This is a genomic window from Bradyrhizobium sp. C9 (assembly GCF_002532045.1).
Taxonomy (GTDB): domain Bacteria; phylum Pseudomonadota; class Alphaproteobacteria; order Rhizobiales; family Xanthobacteraceae; genus Bradyrhizobium.
In genome coordinates this window covers 478,858-499,589 of the sequence record NZ_NWTG01000003.1, presented here as the reverse complement: position 1 = coordinate 499,589, position 20,732 = coordinate 478,858, and the positions used below count along the sequence as shown (strand labels likewise).

Sequence of the window (20,732 nt, the reverse complement as noted above, 5' to 3'; positions counted from 1 at the left end):
GGCGTATTGCGGATCGGGATGGATTGCAGGCGATGCGGGTGCTCGTGGTGGAGGACGACAGGATGATCGGCGCCGCCGTCGTCGAGGCGCTGCGGGATGCCGCCTATGCGGTCGATTGGGTACGCAACGGCGATCTCGCCATCGAAGCCAGCCGCAGCGAGACCTACGACATCGCGCTGCTCGATCTCGGCCTGCCATTGACTGATGGTCTCGACGTTCTCAAGGCGATCCGGGAGCGCGCCCTGCGCCTTCCGGTGATCATTCTCACCGCACGCGATGCGCTGAACGATCGTATCCGGGGGCTCGATCTCGGCGCCGACGATTACCTGGTCAAGCCGTTCGAGATCGCCGAGTTGCTGGCGCGGATGCGCGCGGTGCTGCGACGCGAGGGCAGCGGGGCGCCGCCGGTGCTGACCAATGGTGAGCTTCATCTCGATCCGGCCACGCGGGAAGCCTCGTTCTGCGAAGAGAAGGCCGTGCTCAGCGCACGCGAGTTCGCCCTGCTCCAGGCGCTGCTGACGCGGCCGGGGACGATCCTGTCCCGTGCCGAGCTCGAACGCCAGATCTACGGCTGGCGCGAGGAGGTCGAGAGCAACGCGGTCGAATTCCTGATCCACGCCGTGCGCAGAAAACTCGGCACCGCGGCGATCAGGAACGTACGCGGCGTCGGATGGATGGTGGATCGTTCGAGATGATGGGATCGCTGCGCGGACGCCTGTTCGTCGGACTCACCGCGATCATCCTGTTGACGGGCGCCGTCGGCGGACTCCTGGCGTACCGATGGGCCTACAGCGAAGCGATCGAGATGCAGGACTCCGTCCTGATCCAGATCGGCAGCTTCGTGCTGAGCGCTCCGATCCGGCAAAGCCGCCCGGTCACCGGCGTCGACGCGGAAGCCGAGGTCGCCGTCGTCGAGCTCGGTGAGGCGCCGCGCGGCTCTGCCGACGATCGCCGGCTTTGGGGACTGAAGGATGGGCTGCACAACGATGTCTATCATGGCCAGCCGGTCCGCCTGCTGCTGCGGACCCGGCCGGACGGCAGCCGCTTCGCGGTGACGCAGCAGACCGAGATCCGCACCGAGATCGCGGGCGATATGGCCGTGCGCACGCTGTTGCCGATCGCTGCGCTGGTGCCGTGCCTTTTGCTGATGACGGCATTCGTGATCGCCCGATCGTTCCGGCCGATGTTGCGCCTTGCCGGCGATCTCGACGCGCGCAAAGTGGATGATGTCGGTGCGCTTCCGGCGACGGGCGCGCCGAGCGAGCTGCAGCCGTTCCTTGGCTCGATCAACGGCTTGCTGGAGCGGGTGCGCGTCATGATGGACCAGCAGCGGCGTTTCATCGCCGACGCGGCTCATGAACTTCGAACGCCGGTCACCGCGCTCAGCCTGCAGGCGGAAAATCTCGCCTCCCTCGACATGCCGGCGGAGACGCGCGACCGGCTCGATGCGTTGAAGAGCGGCATGCGGCGCACCAAGCATCTGCTCGAGCAACTTCTGGCGCTGGCGCGTCAGGACGCTGCGCCGTCCATCGCGACGGTAGCGGTGGAGCTGGACAAGATCGCAAAAGGCGTCGTCGCCGACCTGCTGCCAGAGGCGGCAGCGCGCAACATCGATCTCGGTTTCACGACGGTCGAGGCGGTCGCGGTGAACGGTGATGAGCTGTCCTTGATCTCGGCGGTCCGGAACCTGGTCGAGAACGCAATCAAGTTCACACCCAACGGAGGGGCCGTCGATCTCGCCGTCGCCAGGGAGGACGGGATGGCCGTCATCCAGATCCAGGACACCGGACCGGGGATTCCGCCGCAGGATCTGGCGCGGATCGGCGAGCCGTTCTTCCGCGGCGGTCAGCCGAGCGGAGAGGGCGCCGGGCTCGGGCTCTCGATCGTGAAGCGCATCGTCGATCACGCCGCCGGTTCGGTTCTGTTCGAAAATGTGACGGGCGCGGGGCGCTCGGGCCTGCGCGTGACCCTCAGGCTGCCGGCGAGCACGGATGAGGCTTAGCGACAGGCAATATGCGTGCCGGACGCGCGGCATCATCGCCATTGCATCTTGAGACCCGCCCCGACTATCGCTACCAGTGCAGTTCGGATGCGGGCCTTGCGCGCCGCCGGTGGAGACCGGTTCGGATGTCGCGGGCCGACGGAAGCAATGCCGGGCGCATTGGAGATAAGGACGTTTCTCATGGCAAACACGACGGCGGAGCTTGAAGCGCTCCTGATGCAGCGGTCGCTGACCGATCCGCAGCTTTTGGCGACGGCAGAGGCGGCGTCGGACTTTCGGATCCTGCCGGATGCCTCGGTGATCAAGATCGGCGGGCAGAGCGTGATCGACCGCGGCCGCGCCGCGGTCTATCCGTTGGTCGACGAGATCGTCGCAGCCCGTAAATCGCACAAGATGCTGATCGGAACCGGCGCGGGCACCCGTGCCCGGCATCTCTACTCGATCGCAGCCGGGCTCAAGCTGCCGGCCGGCGTGCTCTCGCAGCTCGGCGCTTCCGTTGCCGATCAGAACGCGGTGATGCTCGGCCAGTTGCTGGCGAAGCATGGCATCTCCGCGGTCAGCGGCGCCGGGCTTTCGGCCGTGCCGCTCTATCTCGCCGAGGTGAATGCGGTGATCTTCAGCGGCATGCCGCCTTACGGGCTATGGATGCGGCCTGCACCTGAAGGCATGATCCCGCCCTACCGCACCGACGCCGGATGCTTCCTGGTCGCCGAACAGTTCGGCTGCAAGGCGATGATCTATGTGAAGGACGAAAACGGCCTCTACACCGCGAACCCCAAGACCGCGAAGGGCGCCACCTTCATTCCGAAGATCTCGGTCGCCGAGATGAAGGCGAAGGGATTGCAGGATTCGATCCTCGAATTCCCGGTGCTCGATCTGCTCGCCACCGCACGTCATGTCCGCCAGGTGCAGGTCGTCAATGGCCTCGTTCCCGGCAATCTCACCCGCGCGCTCGCGGGCGAGCATGTCGGCACCATCATCACCGCGAACTGAGCAGGGACACGACCATGGATGACACCATCAAGCACGTCGCTTCGCCGCTCGCGCGCCAGACCCTGCTCGACAGCGATCTCACCCGTCCCGTCGCCGGCGGACGCCCGCTCCCGCTGCTGCCCTGGGTGCAGGTGGTGAAGATCGGCGGCCGCTCGATCATGGATCGCGGCCACGAAGCGATCCTGCCTGTTGTCGACGAGCTGCGTGCGCTGCTGCCCGAGCACCGCATGCTGATCCTGACCGGCGCCGGCATCCGCGCCCGCCATCTCTACAGCGTCGGCCTCGACCTCGGACTGCCGGTCGGCTCGCTGGCGCCGCTCGCCGCGAGCGAGGCCGGCCAGAACGGCCACATCCTCGGCTGCCTGCTCGCGCCGGAAGGCGTGTCCTATATCGAGCATCCGACCATCGCGAGCCAACTCGCGATCCATCTCTCCGCGGCCCGCGCGGTGGTGGGCAGCGCCTTCCCGCCGTATCACCATCATGAATTCCCGGTCTCGCGCATCCCGTTGCACCGCGCCGACACCGGTGCGTTCCTGATCGCCGATGCGCTCGGCGCCGCCGGCCTCACCATCGTCGAGGACGTCGACGGCGTGTACAGCGACGATCCGAATGGTCCCGACGGCAAGAAGGCGCAGCTGCTGCGCGAGACCAGCTTCGCCGATCTCGCCAAGCTGAAGGGCACGCTGCCGTTCGATCCCGCGCTGCTCGAGGTGATGGCGAACGCACGGCACATCGAACGCGTGCAGGTCGTGAACGGCCTGGTTCCCGGCCGGCTCACCGCGGCGCTGCGGGGCCAGCACGTCGGATCGATCGTCCGCACCGGCGCGCGGCCGGCGTAAATTGCGCCGCCGACTCCGCTTTGCCTCGCCCCGCGCGCGGGGAGAGGTCGGAATGCATCGATAGATGCATTCCGGGTGAGGGGGAGTCTCCACGGACCCAGCTATCACCGTACGCGCGGAGATGGCCCCTCACCCCAACCCTCTCCCCGTAAGAACGGGGCGAGGGAGCACATCTACATTGCGATCACTTGATCGTGGCGTGCAAGGTAATGACCGAGGTGCCGGAGGCCTTCGGTCCCTGACCTGTCGCCTTGATGGCAAACGTATCGTTGCCCTTGTATTTGGCCTTCGCCCTGTACTCGAAGGTCGATGCGTTGATCTTCTTCAGTTTGCCATAGGTCGGCTTTTGCGAGATCGACGAGTCCGTCACCGTGCCGCGGATCCCGATCGGGATCTGGCAGCTTTCGCCTGCTGCGAGGTCGATATCGCCGGTCGAATTCTCGCCCCAATCCGCCAATGTCACCGACATCGAGCATTCCGGCACGGCCTGCGCCGCCGACGCCGGCGTGACACTTGATGCCGCAAGGATGAGCGCCAGGGCGGCTAATCCCGACAATCGCGTCGTAACGATGCTCGTTCTCATGCAAGGCCCACTGCTGAAGGTTTCGGCGGTGGAATCCTGCAACGCCGGAGCAGGGGTGGCAAGGACTTCGGTTCAGATGTGTTGCACGGATTGAAATGGCCGCGCACCTTGTTGCGTCGTTGCGCTTCCATAGTCATCGCTCTGCGATGTAATCAGAACACAATCGTTCGCGAGATGAGAAAGGGTTCCAATGGCTGAAAGTAACAACGGCCAGGCCAACGCTCAGCAAGCCGGCTTTGCCGGTGTCACGCGCAAGACCCTCGAGCGACTTGCGCTGCCCGGCGATCAGCGCGAGCTTGTCGTTGCCGAGGTGACTTACCCGCCCGGCGGGGTTGCTCCGCTGCACCGCCATCCGGTCGGCGGCGTGATCTTCATCGTCGAAGGTGTTGCCGAGTCCGCCTATGGCGACGAGGCGCCGCGGCAATATCGGGCAGGCGAGACCTTGCAGGATCGCCCCGATGTTCCGCACACGCTGTTTCGCAATTGCGACCCGGAACGGCCGTTGCGCTTTCTGACGATCTACGCGCTCGAACCCGGGCGCGACTACACGATGGAGCCGTGAGGCTCGGGTGTTTCCGTGGGCTGTTCAGATCATCACGAGCCTGATCCGGCCGCCCTCAATGGTCCCCGCCGTGAGGGCATCGCGTGCCCTCTTTTCAATGGCCGGCCAATTCGCGAGCAGATATTTGTGCGCCTGCATGTTGGTCGGGAACGTGGTTTGCAGGGTGCAGTCCTGCCGCGCGTTTCCGTTCGCGATCTGAAACGACACCGCTTGGGGTCCCTCATTGATCTCTTGTTCGGTCGGCTTGGGACACTTGCGCATGCTGCTCCTTAACGAGGATTCTCGCGCTCGTCGCGAATGGAATTCGGTCGCATCGAGAGCCGGGCGATCCGGTCGCCCAGCGCGCGAGGCTTAATCGACGTCGGCGGCCCCGGGCGCAGCCTTTTTGGCTTTTGCCGGGCGCGGCTTCGACGTCTGGTCCGGGCTCGGCGTGTTACGCACGGCCTCGGTCAGCATTTCGCGTAATTCGGCCTTGGTCTTGGGTGCTTCGCGCTTGCCCGGTTTTTGCCAGTTGGTCATCCCCATCATATGGGGATACCCAAGGCAAAATGCTACCGCTCTCTCAAGCTTTCGGACTTGCGCCGGCCACCGGCGGCGGAACGGCGAGAAGGAAGCAGACCGATTCCACCAGCAGCTCATGTGCACGGTCGACGATGTCGTCCAACGATGGTGTCTTGGCGAACATGGCCTGGGCTTCGGCGAACAGCTGTTCACGGGTCGGCATGCTGGGCAGATGCAGGTCGGCGCGGTGCTGCAACAGAAAAAGCGCGTCCCGCACCGACATTCCGGTTTCATGGACTGACGATTTGATCGCCTGCGCGATGTATTCGGGATTGAAACGGCCGGCGAGCTGTTCGGCCGTCCGCTTGATCACGCGCGATCCGAGGCGCTGCTCGTTGCGGAGAACCTGGGCGGGCGGTGCCTTGAGATCCCAGACGATACCGAGCCAGGACAACGCCACCAGGATGTAATAGGTCGCATCGATCTCCCACCAGCGGAAGCCTTGCCGCGCACTGCTTTGGTAGGCGTGATGATTGTTGTGCCAACCCTCACCCATCGTAACCAGCGCCAGCAGCCAATTGTTGCGGGAGTCATCGCCCGTCACGTACCGCTTGCGTCCGTGAACATGTGCGAGCGAGTTGATGCAGAACGTCGCGTGATAGAGCAGCACGGTGCTCCAGAAGAAGCCGGCCAGCAGTCCCGGCCATCCGGCAACGAGGAAGCACAGAACTGCGACCGCGACCGCCGGCACAATCTCGAATTTGTGCAGCCACATCAACTCCGGATACGCGGCAAAATCCGCAACCTTCGTCAGATCGGTCGCATCGTGCTGTCGATAGAAGATCCAGCCGAGGTGACTGTAGACGAAGCCTTTGTGCCGGGGTGAATGCACATCCTGCTCGGTATCCGAATGAAGATGGTGATGCCGATGTTTCGCAGCCCACCACATGACGCTCTTCTGGGCGCTGCTCTGGGCCAGGAATGCGAGGATGAATTGAAACGCCCGACTGGTCGAATAAGCCCGATGCGAGAAGTAGCGATGATACCCGGCCGTGATCGCAAACATGCGCAGCCAATACAGCGCGACGCAGATTGCAATCGCCGGCCATGAGACGCCCGACCAGATCGCCGCCAGACACCCGACATGGACCAGCACGAACGGGAGCACCTGCGGGTACATGATGTCGTCGTGCTGCGGAGCCGGATCGATCTTGGTGGGCACGCTCGCGACCTCAGCTGCTTCGATGCGCAGGCCGCTTCGCCGGCAGACGGTTCAAGTCCGGATCCTGGCGGGCATCGCGCGCGGTGTTGATACAGAAAACCCCGCGGCCGGGTGACCAGTCGCGGGGTCGCGTAACCAGAGGCTTTGCCAGTTCATCCGTGGTCAAAGCAGCATGGCTAATTGCCGCAGCTTACACCGCGCGCAGATTGTCCGCAGCAGATTTGCCGGTCCGGCGGTCTGCAACGATTTCAAAAGACACCTTCTGACCCTCGTTGAGGGAGCTCATGCCGGCGCGTTCGACGGCGCTGATATGAACGAAAACGTCCTGGCCGCCGTCGTCCGGCTGAATGAAGCCGAAACCCTTCTGGCCGTTAAACCACTTCACAGTTCCCATGCTCATGGAACGTCGTCCTTTAGTACAGATGCGTGTTTGGAGCCGCACCCGAGGGCACAGCAGGCGGATTCGAAGTTCAGGGGGTGAGGGTCGTCAGTCAGGCACGCTGTCAGCGGCGAGGCCAAGTCGTTCGGCCGAAACTCGATCCGAGGTAGTTAACTACTGTTCGATCATTCCGCAAGTGGCCTTCCCCCTTTCTCCGCCTGACCGCCGCACGGCGGGGACACCGTGCGATTACGGGCCCTGCGCTAATCCTTCTTCGCCGTCAGGCCGTCGACCATCGCGCGCGTCAGGGTCGAGATCTCGCTGCGCAGCGCGCCGATCGGCACCGCGATCAGCTTGTGCTCCAGCCCGAGCGCGACCATGCCGTGGACGGCGGAGAACAGGCTGCGCGCGGTGACGCCGAGCTGTGCCGGCGAACGCTGCGGAAACAGTGCGGCGAGGGGCTTATAGATGTGGCGGAACAGCTCCATCTGCTCGGTGATCGCCCATTCCGGCACCGGCTTGCCGGGCTGCATGCGATGCTCGAACAGCGCGCGCCACAGTTCGAGATTGTCCGCGGCGAAGTCGCAATAGGCGACCGCGATCCGCACCAGCATCTCGCGCGGCGCAGCGGCGCCGCGGATCTCGGCCAGCGACAGCGAAGCATCGAGCCGGGCCAGGGTGCGGGAGCCGACGCGCAGGATCAGCTCGTCGACATCCTCGACCAGATTGTAGACGCCGCCGTTGGCGACCCCGATTTCCTGGGCCAGTTCGCGGGTTTTCAGGCCGCCGAGACCTTTTGCCGCAATTGCCCGTTCCGCCGCCTCGATCAGCGCTTCGCGCAGTTTCGCTCGTCGTTCCAATGCTTTGGACATGTTTCACCCGTCGTTAACCAGATGCGTGAGCGACGCTCAAATAATTCTTGAGCATCGCTCATTATGTGGTACAAGAGATTCATGAGCGATGCTCATATCAGGGAGCGACCAAATGTTCAAAACTGTTTTGACGATTTTCCGCGGCAGCGTGGCGGCAGCCGAGGAGGAACTGCAAGATCGGACCGCGCTGGTCGTCCTCGACCAGCAGATGCGCGATGCCGCCGCCGCGGTCGACCGCTCGAAGCGGACCCTGGCGCTCGCCATTGCCGGCGACGCCCAGGAGGGCCGGCGGCTCGAGGCGACCAATGCCCGGATCGCCGATCTCGAGGTGCGGGCGTCGGCGGCGCTCGAGGGCGGCCGCGAGGACCTCGCCCGCGAAGCCGCGCAGGCGATCGCCAACCTCGAAGCCGAACGCGACGCCGCGATGACCGCGCGCACGCTGTTCGCCACCGAGATCACCCGCCTGAAGCGTCACGTCGCCAACGCCGAGGCGCGCATTGCCGAGCTCGATCGCGGCCGGCGCCTCGCCCGCGCCTCGGAAGCGGTGCGTTCGTTGCGCCGAAGCGGCATCGAGGCGGCGCGGCCTTACGAGTCGACGCTGCCGGAAGCGGAAGCGACGCTGAAGCGGCTGCGCGAGCGGCAGATGGAGATCCAGGCGGCGGACGACGCGCTGTTCGAGATCGACACCGCCTCGGGTCCATCAGCCACCGCCGAGAAGCTCGCCGAGCAGGGCTTCGGCCCGCGGATGAAATCGACCGCCGACGACGTGCTGGCGCGCTTGAGAGCCAAGCGCCCGCCCGCCGCCTGAGAACGCAAGCCTGAAACCTCGAGCCTGAAACCATGCCAACTTCAAATCACGTATCATCAAGGAGACGACCATGAACCAGACCATCCAACCCCACAGCGGCAGCTGGGTTGCCTTTACCTACGCGTCCTTCGCAGCCTCCGCCTTCCTCGTCGCGGTCGGCGTGTTCTTCCTGCCGATCAGCATCTGGATGCAGGGCTATCTGACGATGGGCATCGTGATGCTGGTCCAGACCTGCATCACGCTGACCAAGACGGTGCGCGACAATTACGAGAGCGGCAAGTTCGTGAACCGCATCGAGGACGCCAAGGCCGAGCGCCTGCTGATGGAAGTGTCCAAGGCGGGGTGAGCCGAGCCAGACGAAGCGGCGGGTGTTTTGCACCCGCCGTTTTGTCGTTCGCAGCAACTTTGTTCCGTTTCCGGAAGGCCTTGTTTACCCTGCGGCAAACAGCGCCAGGTTGCACTCATGGCTCTTTAACAGGCCAAAGTGCAGAGATCGCGCCCGAGGGACAGAGAAATGGCGTCCACCGACAATCGCACGCCCGCTTCGCGCGGCAGCAGGAGCTTGGCGAAGGCGCGCGCGGCCTTAGACGGCCTGCGCAGCCATGGCGGCTTCTGGCTGAAGGCGCTGTCGCAACCGACCATCGATCTCACCCTGCGGACCCAGGCCGGCCAGCGCACGCGCATCGTCGAGGCGCCCGGCCTGTCGCTGCCGAAGGACGAGCTCGACGCGCTGGTCGAACAGCTCCGCATCGTTGCCGCCAAGACGCTGCCCGAGGAGAGCCTGACCTACGGCATCTTCTCCGGCGAGCCGGAGCGACTGTCGCGCGCCGTTGTCACCTTGATCTCCGAGGAAGACAGCGGACGGCCGATCGCCTTCAATGCGCTGTCGGTGATGGACGTGCCGCTCGACGGCGAGCCCGCTGAAGTCACCCACCTTGGCCTCGTCATGGTCGATCCCGATGTGCGCGGGCAGGGGCTGTCCTGGGTGCTTTACGGCCTGACTGCGCTGGTGCTGTTTGCCCGCGATGGGCTGCGGCCGAAATGGATTTCCAACGTCACCCAGGTGCCGGCGGTGGTCGGCATGGTCAGCGACACTTTCTCGGACGTGTTCCCGTCGCCGCTGCCGGGGGCGCGGCAGAGCTTTGCGCATCTGCAGCTGGCGCGCGGCATCATGGCAAAGCACCGCGCGGTGTTCGGCGTCGGCGAGGAGGCCGGATTCGACGAGGCGCGCTCGGTCATCACCAATGCCTATACCGGCGGCTCGGATGCGCTGAAGAAGACTTTCGAGATTGCACCGAAGCATCGCGATGCCGTTTACAACGAATTTTGCGAGCGCGAGCTGGATTACGGCCGCGGCGATGACGTGTTGCAGATCGGCCGCGTCGATCTTGCCGGCGCGCGTCGCTATCTGATGAGCGAGGTGCCCTCGGGCTCGCTGCCGGCGCTGCTCGCGGCGTCCGCGATGCTGGCGTTGCAGCGGCTGGTGCTGCCGGTGGTCTACTGGATGGACGACAGCCGCGCCTTCGGCACCTTGCGGCCACGCCAGCAGGAGAGCGGGACCGCGCGATGAATTTCGATTACTACTCGTTCACCGGCCGCAACATCGGCTTCATCGACGAGCATGAGCAGCAGCTGCTGCGCCGGGCGCGGGTGTTCGTCTGCGGCGTCGGCGGCATGGGCGGCGCGGCCTTCATGGCGCTGGCGCGTGCCGGCGTCGGCAAGTTCGTGATCGCCGACATCGATCGCTTCGAGGTCTCCAACCTCAATCGCCAGGTGTTCGCCTTCGCCGACGAGGTCGGCCGTGAGAAGGCCGCGGTCGCCGCCGAAGCCGCCAGACGCATCAACCCGACCATCGAGGTCGAGGTGCTCGGCGAGAACTGGACCAGCGAGCTCGCGGGCATTGCCGAACGCTGCCCGGTCATCGTCAACGGCATGGACGATATCGCCGCCGGCGTGCATCTGTACCGGACCGCAAAGCGCGCGGACGCAACCGTGATCGACGCCTATATGTCGCCGTTGCCGTCGGTGATCGTGGTGCGCCCGCACGATCCGCGGCCGGAGGAGCGCCTCGGCTTCCCGACCCTGGCCAAGGACTGGACTGAGATCAGCGAGGACGATCGCCGCGCCGCGATGCGTGCCGAGATCGAGCACGTCATGCTGCATTCCTCCTCGCGCAACTATGTCGACCTCGCGATCGCCGGTGAAGTCGCGGCCGGCCGCCGCAGCCGGATGTCGTTCGCGCCGATGGTGATCTCGACCGGCATGCTGATGGCCTATGAGGCGGTCGCGCTGATCCTCGGCCGCACCTCCGGCACCGATTGCCGCGGCTGGTTCCTCAACCCACATCGGCCGGCGATCGAGAAGCCGCGCAATGCGCTGATCGCCGCCCTGATGCGCCCGCTGGTGCGGCGGGCGATCGATCAATTGACGGGCGTCGCATGACCTCGGGGGTGATCGCCGATTCCATCGTCAATCTCTGCGGCGCCATCGGCGTCGCGGTGGCGATGATGACGTTCTACCGGCGCGATCCAAGGAGCCCATTGACGCGCCGCCTGCTGCTCGCGCTCGGCGTGATCGCGACCCTGTTCCTCGATCGTGGCCTGGCATGGTGGAGCGGAAGCTGGCTGCTCGATCGTCTCTCGGTGATCCCGGCCGCGCTGATCCCGCTCGGTGCGCTGATCGTCACCGAAGGCATCCTGCGCCGCCACGCGCCACGCGCGGTCAAGATCGCGGCGCTTGCAGGCGGCATCCTGCTCGGCCTCGGCGGCACCTTCGGGCTGCAACGCCTGGTGATGCCCTATGCGATCATGCTGGCGCTGTTCCAGCTCCTGGGCTTCGCCACCTGCGCGCTGCTGCTGGCGACGCGCGACCGCGCCTCGCTGATGGCTTCGGAAAACCGCAGCATCGGCCGCATGGCGGTCGGAGCGCTGGTGGTGATCCCGTTCATCCTGACCGACTTTCGCACGTTATTCCCGGACATTCCGGTCCGGCTCGGCGCGCTGGGGGCGCTGCTCACGGTGACCGTGATGCTGATCGCCGGCGGCGGCGCCGAGACGCGCCGCCATGGGCTCGCGATGATGGCGCTGCGGCTGATCTCCTCGGGCCTACTCGGGCTCGCCGCCGCCTTCATGGCACCCGACGTCGATGCCGCGCAGATGGTCCGGTTCGTCGCGGTCGCGATCGCCGGCGTGCTGACCATCGGCCTGATGACGGACGCGCTGCGGGCGCTGTTCGAATCGCAGGAGCCCGGCGTACTCAACTCGGTCGCGGCGTCGCCGGCGCAGACGCGGGAGCAGTTGATCGCCGAGCTCGCGCGGCATCCGATCTTCGAAAGCGCGCGGCGTTTTCGCGAAGACGAGCTTGGACCCTACGATCCGCCGTTGCTGCACGACTTCCTGTCGGCAAGGCGCGTGCTGCGCCGCTCCGAGGCGCCGTGGGGACTGGCGCCGACCAACCCTGCCGCCGAGCGCATGGTCTCGCTGATGACTGCCAACAACGCCTCCCATGTCATCGTGCTCGCGCATGATCCACTCGACCTGATCGTGCTCGCGGTGCCCGTCACCGCGGCTGATCCCGCCACCGAAACCGCGCTGGCGCTGGTGCGGCGGCTCTTGGCGCTGACCCCGGAGGCCAAATGACGCTGGAGATCCGGGAGGGCGACCGCAAAGCGGCGTTCGACGCCGTGCTCAACGCTTATGGGCCCGACAGCCTCTACGTGCCGCCGCTGTGGAGCGATTTCGACCGGATGTTCGATGTCGCGAAGAATCCGTTCGTCACCGAAGGCCACGGCCGCTATGCGCTGTTCTCCGCGCATCGCGGCGGCCGCGCGGTCGGCCGCATCGCCGCCTCGATCCACGACGCCTCCAACCGCAAGCACGGTACGCGGCACGGCGCGTTCGGTTTCTTCGACTGTATCGACGACGTCGAAGTGGCCGATGGGCTGCTGCGCACCGCCGAGCAGTGGCTGTCCGCGCGCGGCATGACCCGGATCGCCGGCAATTTCAATCTCACGGCGATGCAACAGATCGGCGTGATGACCGACGGGTTCGATCATGCGCCGTTCACCGACATGATGTGGTCGCCGCCGCATATCGCGCGGCACCTCGAGCGCGCCGGCTATGCGGCGACCTTCCCGATGACGACGTTCGAGATCGCGCTCGACGGCGGCAAGCCGGAGCAGCTGCTCGGCGACAAGCAGCGCGCGGTGCTGGCCGATCCGGATTTTGTCTGGCAGCCGATCAAGCGCTCCGCCTTCAGGGTTCGGCTGGAGGATGCGCGGTTGATCCTCAACGACGGCTTTGCCGACAATCCGATGTTCGTGCCGCCCACAGCGGCCGAATATCTGTTCCAGGCCGGCGACATGATGTGGATCATCGACAAGCGGATTTCCACCGTGGTCTATCACCGCGGCCGGCCCGCCGGCGCGATCACCGCGATCCCGGATCTCAACCCGCTGATCAAGGCGATCGGCGGCCGGATCGGGTTCACTGCGCCGTTCAAATTCGTGCAGCACCGCATGTTGAACACCCGCGCCGTGCTGATCTATCAGTCGGTCTGCCGCGACCTGCACAATCGCGGCCTCAACGGCGCCATGCTCTACCGCACCGCGCTGGCGTTGCAGGAGGCCGGCTACCGCACGCTCGGCGGCACCTGGATCGCTGACATCAACGCGCCGTCGCTGCGCCAGGTCGAGAAGGCCGGCGCCACGCCGCTGCACCGGCTGCACCTGTTCACCAAGCGGCTGTCCGCAGCATGAGCGAGCTGACGCCGGATTTGCTGCGCGAGCTGGTCGCCGAGGCGCGGCTGGCGCCGAGCATCCACAATATCCAACCGACCCGCTGGCGCCTGCTCGATGGCGGGCGGCTGGCGCTGGTCGACGACACCTCGGTCCGCGCGCCGGTCGCCGATCCCGCCGGACACGACGTGTTGGTGTCGCACGGCGCGGCGCTGGAGGGCATGAGTCTTGCGCTCAACCGCCGCGGCCTGGCGATCACGGCGATGACCACGATCGAACAGCCGCTGTCGTCGCAATTTACCGCGCTCTGCAGCTTTGCGATCAGGCAAGGCGTCGCGCCCGATCCGTTGGCCGGCCATGTGACGCACCGGATGTCGTGGCGCGGCAAATTTGCGGCGTCGCCCGATGAGCCCGCGCCGCTGGTGCAGCTCGCCGTCGCGCGTGACGATCTGGTCTGCATCGGGGATCGCCGGGCGATTGCCGATATCGCAGGGTGGGCCGACCAGGCCGAGTTCTCCTTCGTGCGCGGCGACGACTATCGGGCCGAACTGCTCGAATGGATGCGGTTGTCGGGCGACCATCCGCAATATCTGCTGGATGGTCTCAATCGCGATGCGCTTGCCATGAATGCGGTCGAGGCCACCGCCGCCCGCTTCGTGCTGGGCAGCCTGTTCAGGCCGCTCGATCGTCTCGGCTTCGCCGCATCGCTGCTGTCAGACCGTGCCAAGACCGCTTCGGCTGCGGCGATCGTCCTGTTCTGCCGTCCGGTCGGTGAGGATCCACTCACGACGGGGCGGCATTTCTACCGCAGCTGGCTGGAGATCGATCGCGCCGGGTTGGTGGCATGCCCGATCTCGGCGATGGCCGATCACCCCGATTTCAACGACCGGCTGCGCAAGCTCGGCAGGATCGGCACCGATCTGCGCCTCGTCAACGTGTTCCGCATCGGCCGGCCCGCAAAACCGCTGAAACCGCGGCATTTCCGGCTGCCGATCGATCGGCTCATCGTGTAGATTTTTTGTATTGACGCGTTTTCTTCACGTGGACCGGTATCCACTGCGCTCGAAAACGCTCTAGGATATACTCACAAATAGAGCTCGATATCTGCTGTCAAAGCTTCACGGGGTCGTGCTATGACGCCGCCCGCAAACCAATGACCGGTGGGGTTAATGTCGAAGCAATCGTTGCGCGAAGAGGCGGAACGCCTGATCCGCGAGACCATGGAAAAGCGGAACCTGGTCATCAAGCAGGGCACGACCCGGATCGAGGCGGTCTGCGGCAAATGCGGCGCGCCGAACCGGGTGCAGGCGGAAAAGGGCCAGTCCCGCGTCAAGTTCACCTGCAAGAACTGTGACCACAAGCAGGAAACGCTGTAAGCGGGCCTCGCTTCCGTCATCCTGAGAGAATGCGAATGTATTCGGCGTCGTCCTGGCGAAAGCCGACCCATTTACCCCAATCGCTTGTTGTTGTGCGACGCTGCGGCGACTATCGCACTCTCAATCGAATTCGGTGGTTATGGGTCCTGGCTTTCGCCAGGACGACGGCGTGGGAAGGCCGCTCGCTACAATTCGCACCCCGTCATCCCCGCGAAGGGTGAAGCCTTTGCGGGGATGACAGTGATGGTCCGTAGGTGGGATGGCCGAGAGTACCCACCCCACAAAGCACCTCTACTTGAACGCCTCGCAGACCGTGGTGTGATTCGGCGCGATTCGGGCCGCGGTCCGCAGCGAGACGTTACGCCACCAGGCATCCAGCGCCTGGCGGTCGCAGGCGAGCTTCACGCTCATGCCGCCGGCGAATTTGATCCAGTCGGCAAAGCCTTGGCGGGAGACCGCGATCACGACGGGAATGTCGGCGTCGAGCGCGCGCTCGATCACGAAGCCAAGACCCTTGCCGTCGCGTTCCCGCTTGCCGAAGCGGTTGACGATGACGAGGTCGGCGCCTTCGGCGAGCGCATCGGCGACGCGGATGCCGGCGGCCTGCAACCGCGACAGGTCGAGCTTGCAGCCGGTCGCACCAGAACTTGCAGTGCTCGGAGCCGGCGGCTGCGCCAGCAGCAGCGTCTCGCCGCTGTGGACCAGCACCGCCGACAGGCTGGAATCCGCGCATTGGCCTGATTGCACCATGCCGACCACACGCGCGCCGTGCGCCTTCAGGTCGCCGGGGAAGTCGCGCAGGATGGCGTCGGGATCGTCGTGATCGTCATAGACCAGGGCGGCAAGGTCGCATTGGGCATCGAACATGTTGGGCTCTGTTCGTTGTGGAGGAGAGCGGCGGCCGCGACGCCAAAGGGGGCGCCAAGGGGTACCAAGGCGTCGCGGCCGCATGTTTTCCGATCAGGCGGCCGGCGGGCCGTTGATGATCTGCAGCTGGGTGAATTCGGCGAGGCCTTCCTCGGCGAATTCGGTGCCGATGCCCGACTGCTTGGCGCCGCCGAACGGAATGTTCGGGGCCATGTCGAGGTGCTTGTTGATCCACACCGTGCCGGCCTCGATCTGGGTCGCGACCTCATGCGCCCGCTTGATGTCCGACGACCAGACCGACGCGCCGAGGCCGTAGGTGGTGGCGTTGGCGCGGCGGATCACGTCATCCTTGTCGGAATATTTGATCACCGGCAGCACCGGGCCGAACTGCTCCTCGTCGACCAGCTTGGAGCCTTCCTTGATGTCGCGCACGATGGTGGGCTCGATGAAATAGCCGGGACGGTCCATCGCGGCGCCGCCGGCGATCACATTGCCGTTCTTGCGGGCGTCGTCGAGGAACGCCTTCACCTTCTCGTACTGCATCTTGTTCTGCAGCGGGCCGAGCTTGGTGCCCTGCTTGGAGCCGTCATCGACCACGGTGTTCTTCGCAATCGCGACCAGCTCGTTGCAGATCTCGTCATAGACCGACTCATGCACATAGAGCCGCTTGATGGCGAGGCAGACCTGGCCGGAGTTCTGGAATGCGCCCTCGAAGATGCCGGGCGCCACCTTCTTCGGATCGACGTCGTCGAGCACGATGCCGGCGTCGTTGCCGCCGAGCTCGAGCGTGATCCGCTTCAATGTCTGCGATGCGCTCGCCATCACCTTCTGGCCGGTTGCGGTCGAGCCGGTGAAGGAGATCTTGCGGATGTCAGGGTGCTTGGTCATGTGGTCGCCGAGATCGTTGGCGTCGGCGATGAAGTTGAGCACGCCCTTCGGCAGGATGTCCTTGACCAGTTCGGCAAAGCGCAGCGAGGCCAGCGGCGTGGTGGGTGCAGGCTTCACCACCAGGGTGTTGCCGGCGAGCAGCGCCGACGGCAGCTTGAACGCCAGGATCAGCAGCGGATAGTTCCAGGGGATGATCGCGCCGACCACGCCGAGCGGGCGGCGATAGGCCTCGACCTTGCGGTCGCCGGAATTCTCGACCACGCGCATCGGCAGATCGAGCGAGCCGAGATAGCGGAAGAAGCCGGCCATGCCCATCACTTCGCCGGTGGCGTCCGCGAGCGGCTTGCCCTGTTCGCTGGTCAGGATGTGCGCGAGCTCGTTGGCGTTGGCCTCGATCGCCTCGGCCATCTTGATGATGAGCTTGCGGCGCTCTTCCATCGGCGTGGCGGCCCATGCCGGGTAGGCGGCCTTCGCCGCGGCGACGGCCTTGTCGAGCTGCTCCTTGGAGGCGCGGGGGCATTGCGCCACCACCTCTTCGGTCGCCGGATTGAGCACCGGCATGGTCTGGTCGCCGGGTACCATCTTGCCGTCGATGAGAAGCTTGTAATCACTCATAGGCTTTGCTCTCCCTGGTCAAACGGGTCCTTCGCGGACCTCGCTATATCCTATCATATATCACGGTTGCGGCGGGCGGGCCACGGCCAAAGCGAGGTCTGCAATAACGGCTGGACGCCGGTTACCCGAGCGATATATCTTTACAAATATAACGAAGAAATGATCCGGAGTGCCGGTATGCAGATCGAAACCCAGGAGCTCACCACCTGCGAAGTCGCACCTGACGGCTGCGCCATTTCGCTCGGATTCGTCGACGGCAAGGGTGAGCCCGCAACCATCCGCCTGTCGATCAACCAGGTCGGCGCACTGGTGATGACGCTGCCCGGGCTGATCAGCAAGGCGTTGCAGACCCGTTTCGGCGACCAGAGCCTGCGCTACGCCTATCCGCTGGCTTCATGGGTGCTCGAGCAGTCGACCGATCCGGCCCATGGCATGATGACGCTGAAGACGTCGGACGGCTTCAGCGTCTGCTTCTCGATCCCGCGCGCCCAGCAGAACGAGCTCGGCGAGGCGCTGGTGTCGCAGCCGGAGACGCCAGTGCAGGTGCGGGCGAATTGAGAGTCTGTAGGATGGGTAGAGCGAAGCGAAACCCATCATTCGGGCCGCGGATATCGAGTTGATGGGTTTCGCTTCGCTCTACCCATCCTACGATCTGTGTCGTTTCCACGTCATTGCGAGCGAAGCGAAGCAATCCATCCCTCCACATATGCGGTGCCATGGATTGCTCCGTCGCTTCGCTTCTCGCAATGACGAGGAGAGACCTCACTTCCCCTTCACGAACGCCGCGAACGCGTCGCCGAAATCCGGATGCCAGCGCGACAGCGGCGGGCGGTTCTCGACGATATCGCCGGCGGCCCACAGGATGCGGCGTTCGTCGAGCGCGCGCGGCACGTCGTTGTCGGGGCAGAGGATGTAGAAATCGCCTGCAGAAAGGTGTTCGATCATGAAGTCGACGGTCTGCTCCGCTGTCCAGGCGCCGGCCGGCTTCTCGATGCGGCCGCGCGCGGTCAGCCCGGTGAAGACAAAGCCCGGAATCAAGAGATACGCCGAAATCTTGCAGCCGTCGGTGTTGCGCAGCTCGTGCTGCAGCGCCTCGGTGAACGCCTTCACGCCGGCCTTGGAGACATTGTAGGCGGGATCGCCCGGCGGCGTGGTGATGCCCTGTTTGGAGCCGGTGTTGATGATCAGCCCGGGCCGGCCGCGCTTGATCATGTTGGGCGCGAACGCCTGCGTGCCGTTGATGACGCCCCACAGATTGACGCCCAGGATGCGCCGCCAATTGTCCGCGGGCCCGAACATCGCGCTGCCGGGCTGGATGCCGGCATTGTTCATCAGGATGTCGGTGCCGCCGAACTCCTTCGCGACGGCGGCCTCGAGGCCTGCGACCTCATCGGCGCGGCTGACATCGACCGCAGCCGTCATGATGTCGGCGGCGCCACCAGGTGCGGCAGATGACAGTTTTGTCGCAGCCGCCTTCAGCCTGTCATCGCCGAGATCGGCGATGCAGACCTTCATGCCGGCTTGGGCAAATCGCGTCGCGGCGGCAAGCCCGATGCCGGATGCGCCTCCGGTGATCACGGCAACATGATTGGGTGACATCACGGGGTGGGGCATCGTCGCTCTCATTTGTGGCTGAGTTGGAAAATCAGTATATCGCACCCGGCATGCACGCTGGTGCATGGGAGGTTTTCATGCGCGCCACCCTCGACAACGCTTGCTTCGCTTTACGGTTTCGCGCCCGCGCTGTAGAATCGCCGATATAACGCTTCCAAAACACCTCAGCCGACATTTACAGGGAGTGCAAACATGGCTGTTTCGCAGGCTATTCCGATCACGCGCCATCCTTATGCCGACGGCTCCTACAAGCAGATGCTGATCGACGGCAAATGGGTCGACGCCGCCTCCGGCAAGAAATTCGAAACCCACAACCCCGCCACCGGCGAATTGCTCGCCTCCGTCGCCGAAGGCGATGCCGAGGACATCAACCGTGCGGTTGCGGCGGCGCGTCGCGCCTTCGAAGGGCCGTGGAGCAAGGTCAAGCCGTTCGAGCGGCAGAACATGCTGCTCAAGCTCGCCGAGTTGGTTGAAGCCAATTTCGAGGAACTGTCCCAGCTCGATACGCTCGACATGGGCGCACCGATCAGCCGCACCCGCGGCAACAGACTGCGGGCGCTCGGCATGCTGCGCTACTACGCCGGTCAGGCCACCGCGATCCATGGCGAGACCATCGAGAATTCGCTGCCCGGCGAGATTTTCTCCTACACGCTGAAGGAGCCGATCGGCGTGGTCGGCGCCATCATCCCCTGGAACGGTCCGCTGACCGCCTCGATCTGGAAGATCGGTCCCGCGATCGCGACCGGCTGCACCGTGGTGCTGAAGCCGGCCGAGGAATCGCCGCTGACCTCGCTGCGCATCGGCGAGCTCTGCATGGAGGCCGGCATTCCGCCCGGAGTCGTCAACGTCGTGCCGGGCTACGGCGAGATCGCGGGTGCCGCGCTTGCCTCGCACCCCGATGTCGACAAGGTCGCCTTCACCGGCTCGCACGTCACGGGACAATCAATCATCCGTGCCTCGGCCGGCAACCTCAAGCGCGTCTCGCTCGAACTCGGCGGCAAGTCGCCGGACATCGTGTTCGCCGACGCCGACCTCGATGCTGCCGTGCCGGGCGCTGCGATGGCGGTGTTCGCCAATTCCGGCCAGATCTGCAGTGCCGGCACCCGGCTGTTCGTCGAGCAGAAGGTCTATGACGAATTCGTCGGCCGCGTCGCCGAGTTCGGCAAGAAGCTGCAGGTCGGCAACGGCCTCGATCCCAACACCCAGATTGGGCCGCTGGTGTCGAAGGATCAGCTCGATCGCGTCTCGGGCTATCTCGATATCGGCGCGAAGGAAGGCGCCAAGGCCGTGGTCGGCGGCGGCCGCCTCACCGAGGGCGCGCTGTCGAAGGGCTATTTCGTGCAGCCGACCGTGTTCGCCAATGTGCAGGACAACATGCGCATCGCCCAGGAGGAGATCTTCGGCCCGGTGATCTCGGCGATCTCGTTCAAGGATCCGGACGAGCTGATCAAGCGCGCCAATGCCACCACCTTCGGCCTCGGCTCGGGTGTCTGGACCACCAATGTCAGCAAGGCGCACCAGGTCGCCAAGGCGCTGCGCGCCGGCTCGGTCTGGGTCAATTGCTACCAGGCGATGGATCCGGCGGTGCCGTTCGGCGGCTACAAGATGAGCGGCTACGGCCGCGAGTCCGGCAAGCAGCACGTCGAGGAATACCTCAACGTCAAGGCGGTCTGGATCAAGACCGGCTAGGATCCGACTTGCTCCTCACCTCTCCCCGCCTGCGGGGAGAGGTCGCCGCGCCCTTGCGCGGCGGGTGAGGGGGTACAGGTCTCAACGTTCGGCGCGCTAGCGGAGGGAAGCCTCCCACACAACGCCTGCGCTATTTCTGAATATTAGAAATATATCGCTGAGTTGCCCGACGTGTCAAGTCGCCTCG

General features: G+C 65.1%; 24 protein-coding genes. 15 read left to right on the top strand and 9 right to left on the bottom strand.

What is annotated here, in order from left to right; translation table 11 throughout:
• The first annotated feature begins 32 nt into the window (after positions 1-32).
• From CO675_RS10015 to CO675_RS10000, 4 genes are all read left to right on the top strand, one after another.
• Positions 33-695, top strand: coding sequence for a response regulator transcription factor (locus tag CO675_RS10015; protein ID WP_097671843.1), 663 nt, complete (start codon positions 33-35; stop codon positions 693-695).
• Positions 692-2,002: an ATP-binding protein gene (locus CO675_RS10010; RefSeq protein WP_158231207.1), complete on the top strand. Its 1,311-nt coding sequence runs from the start codon at positions 692-694 to the stop codon at positions 2,000-2,002. The genes CO675_RS10015 and CO675_RS10010 overlap by 4 nt, the downstream gene beginning before the upstream one ends.
• Positions 2,003-2,182: 180 nt before the next feature.
• Positions 2,183-2,995: an amino acid kinase family protein gene (locus tag CO675_RS10005; protein ID WP_097671731.1), complete on the top strand. Its 813-nt coding sequence runs from the start codon at positions 2,183-2,185 to the stop codon at positions 2,993-2,995.
• Positions 2,996-3,009: 14 nt separating this feature from the next.
• Positions 3,010-3,834: an amino acid kinase family protein gene (locus tag CO675_RS10000; protein WP_097671730.1), complete on the top strand. Its 825-nt coding sequence runs from the start codon at positions 3,010-3,012 to the stop codon at positions 3,832-3,834.
• 184 nt (positions 3,835-4,018) lie between these two features.
• Here CO675_RS10000 and CO675_RS09995 read toward each other — a convergent pair whose 3' ends face one another.
• Positions 4,019-4,417, bottom strand: coding sequence for a hypothetical protein (locus CO675_RS09995; RefSeq protein WP_245452696.1), 399 nt, complete (start codon positions 4,415-4,417; stop codon positions 4,019-4,021).
• 190 nt (positions 4,418-4,607) lie between these two features.
• On the opposite strand from CO675_RS09995, the gene CO675_RS09990 reads away from it, so the two are divergent.
• A complete protein-coding gene (locus CO675_RS09990) occupies positions 4,608-4,979 on the top strand; it encodes a cupin domain-containing protein (RefSeq protein WP_097671729.1) in 372 nt (123 codons plus the stop codon).
• Between the two features lie 24 nt (positions 4,980-5,003).
• On the opposite strand, the gene CO675_RS09985 is transcribed toward CO675_RS09990, so the two are convergent.
• From CO675_RS09985 to CO675_RS09970, 5 genes are all read right to left on the bottom strand, one after another.
• Positions 5,004-5,240, bottom strand: coding sequence for a hypothetical protein (locus CO675_RS09985; protein ID WP_097671728.1), 237 nt, complete (start codon positions 5,238-5,240; stop codon positions 5,004-5,006).
• A 90-nt stretch (positions 5,241-5,330) separates the two neighbouring features.
• A complete protein-coding gene (locus CO675_RS40450) occupies positions 5,331-5,507 on the bottom strand; it encodes a hypothetical protein (RefSeq protein ID WP_158231206.1) in 177 nt (58 codons plus the stop codon).
• Between the two features lie 34 nt (positions 5,508-5,541).
• On the bottom strand, positions 5,542-6,660 hold the full coding sequence (locus tag CO675_RS09980) for an acyl-CoA desaturase (RefSeq protein ID WP_097671841.1): 1,119 nt from the start codon (positions 6,658-6,660) through the stop codon (positions 5,542-5,544).
• Between the two features lie 232 nt (positions 6,661-6,892).
• Positions 6,893-7,102: a cold-shock protein gene (locus tag CO675_RS09975; RefSeq protein ID WP_097671727.1), complete on the bottom strand. Its 210-nt coding sequence runs from the start codon at positions 7,100-7,102 to the stop codon at positions 6,893-6,895.
• A 242-nt stretch (positions 7,103-7,344) separates the two neighbouring features.
• Positions 7,345-7,953 carry a TetR/AcrR family transcriptional regulator gene (locus CO675_RS09970; protein ID WP_097671726.1) on the bottom strand — a complete coding sequence of 203 codons (609 nt, stop codon included), beginning with the start codon at positions 7,951-7,953 and terminating at the stop codon, positions 7,345-7,347.
• Between the two features lie 112 nt (positions 7,954-8,065).
• Between CO675_RS09970 and CO675_RS09965 the strand changes: the two genes are divergently transcribed.
• The 8 genes from CO675_RS09965 (at position 8,066) to CO675_RS09930 (ending at position 14,872) form a co-directional block, all read left to right on the top strand.
• Positions 8,066-8,761, top strand: a complete 696-nt coding sequence (locus CO675_RS09965; protein WP_097671725.1) for a PspA/IM30 family protein — start codon at positions 8,066-8,068, stop codon at positions 8,759-8,761.
• Positions 8,762-8,831: 70 nt separating this feature from the next.
• Positions 8,832-9,107: a YiaA/YiaB family inner membrane protein gene (locus tag CO675_RS09960; RefSeq protein WP_097671724.1), complete on the top strand. Its 276-nt coding sequence runs from the start codon at positions 8,832-8,834 to the stop codon at positions 9,105-9,107.
• Positions 9,108-9,275: 168 nt separating this feature from the next.
• Complete coding sequence (locus CO675_RS09955) at positions 9,276-10,331, top strand: GNAT family N-acetyltransferase (RefSeq protein WP_198964554.1); 1,056 nt, start codon at positions 9,276-9,278, stop codon at positions 10,329-10,331.
• Positions 10,328-11,203, top strand: a complete 876-nt coding sequence (locus tag CO675_RS09950; RefSeq protein ID WP_097671723.1) for a HesA/MoeB/ThiF family protein — start codon at positions 10,328-10,330, stop codon at positions 11,201-11,203. The genes CO675_RS09955 and CO675_RS09950 overlap by 4 nt, the downstream gene beginning before the upstream one ends.
• The gene (locus CO675_RS09945) at positions 11,200-12,399 is read left to right on the top strand and encodes a hypothetical protein (protein ID WP_097671722.1); all 1,200 of its coding nucleotides are present in this window, start codon (positions 11,200-11,202) and stop codon (positions 12,397-12,399) included. The genes CO675_RS09950 and CO675_RS09945 overlap by 4 nt, the downstream gene beginning before the upstream one ends.
• Positions 12,396-13,517, top strand: a complete 1,122-nt coding sequence (locus CO675_RS09940) for a GNAT family N-acetyltransferase (RefSeq protein WP_097671721.1) — start codon at positions 12,396-12,398, stop codon at positions 13,515-13,517. The genes CO675_RS09945 and CO675_RS09940 overlap by 4 nt, the downstream gene beginning before the upstream one ends.
• Positions 13,514-14,509 (top strand): nitroreductase family protein, encoded by a 996-nt coding sequence (locus tag CO675_RS09935; RefSeq protein WP_097671720.1) that lies wholly within the window; start codon positions 13,514-13,516, stop codon positions 14,507-14,509. Before CO675_RS09940 ends, CO675_RS09935 begins: the two co-directional genes overlap by 4 nt.
• 156 nt (positions 14,510-14,665) lie before the next feature.
• A complete protein-coding gene (locus tag CO675_RS09930; RefSeq protein WP_024581255.1) occupies positions 14,666-14,872 on the top strand; it encodes a hypothetical protein in 207 nt (68 codons plus the stop codon).
• A gap of 291 nt (positions 14,873-15,163) precedes the next feature.
• Here CO675_RS09930 and CO675_RS09925 read toward each other — a convergent pair whose 3' ends face one another.
• Positions 15,164-15,739, bottom strand: a complete 576-nt coding sequence (locus CO675_RS09925) for a DUF2478 domain-containing protein (protein ID WP_097671719.1) — start codon at positions 15,737-15,739, stop codon at positions 15,164-15,166.
• Positions 15,740-15,832: 93 nt separating this feature from the next.
• Positions 15,833-17,242: an aldehyde dehydrogenase family protein gene (locus CO675_RS09920; RefSeq protein WP_097671718.1), complete on the bottom strand. Its 1,410-nt coding sequence runs from the start codon at positions 17,240-17,242 to the stop codon at positions 15,833-15,835.
• A gap of 177 nt (positions 17,243-17,419) precedes the next feature.
• Between CO675_RS09920 and CO675_RS09915 the strand changes: the two genes are divergently transcribed.
• Positions 17,420-17,800 carry a hypothetical protein gene (locus tag CO675_RS09915; protein ID WP_097671839.1) on the top strand — a complete coding sequence of 127 codons (381 nt, stop codon included), beginning with the start codon at positions 17,420-17,422 and terminating at the stop codon, positions 17,798-17,800.
• Positions 17,801-18,004: 204 nt separating this feature from the next.
• Here the strand turns inward: CO675_RS09915 and CO675_RS09910 are convergent, their stop codons facing one another.
• On the bottom strand, positions 18,005-18,856 hold the full coding sequence (locus CO675_RS09910) for an SDR family NAD(P)-dependent oxidoreductase (RefSeq protein ID WP_097671717.1): 852 nt from the start codon (positions 18,854-18,856) through the stop codon (positions 18,005-18,007).
• Between the two features lie 192 nt (positions 18,857-19,048).
• Between CO675_RS09910 and CO675_RS09905 the strand changes: the two genes are divergently transcribed.
• On the top strand, positions 19,049-20,545 hold the full coding sequence (locus CO675_RS09905; protein WP_097671716.1) for an aldehyde dehydrogenase family protein: 1,497 nt from the start codon (positions 19,049-19,051) through the stop codon (positions 20,543-20,545).
• The last annotated feature ends 187 nt before the right edge of the window (positions 20,546-20,732 follow it).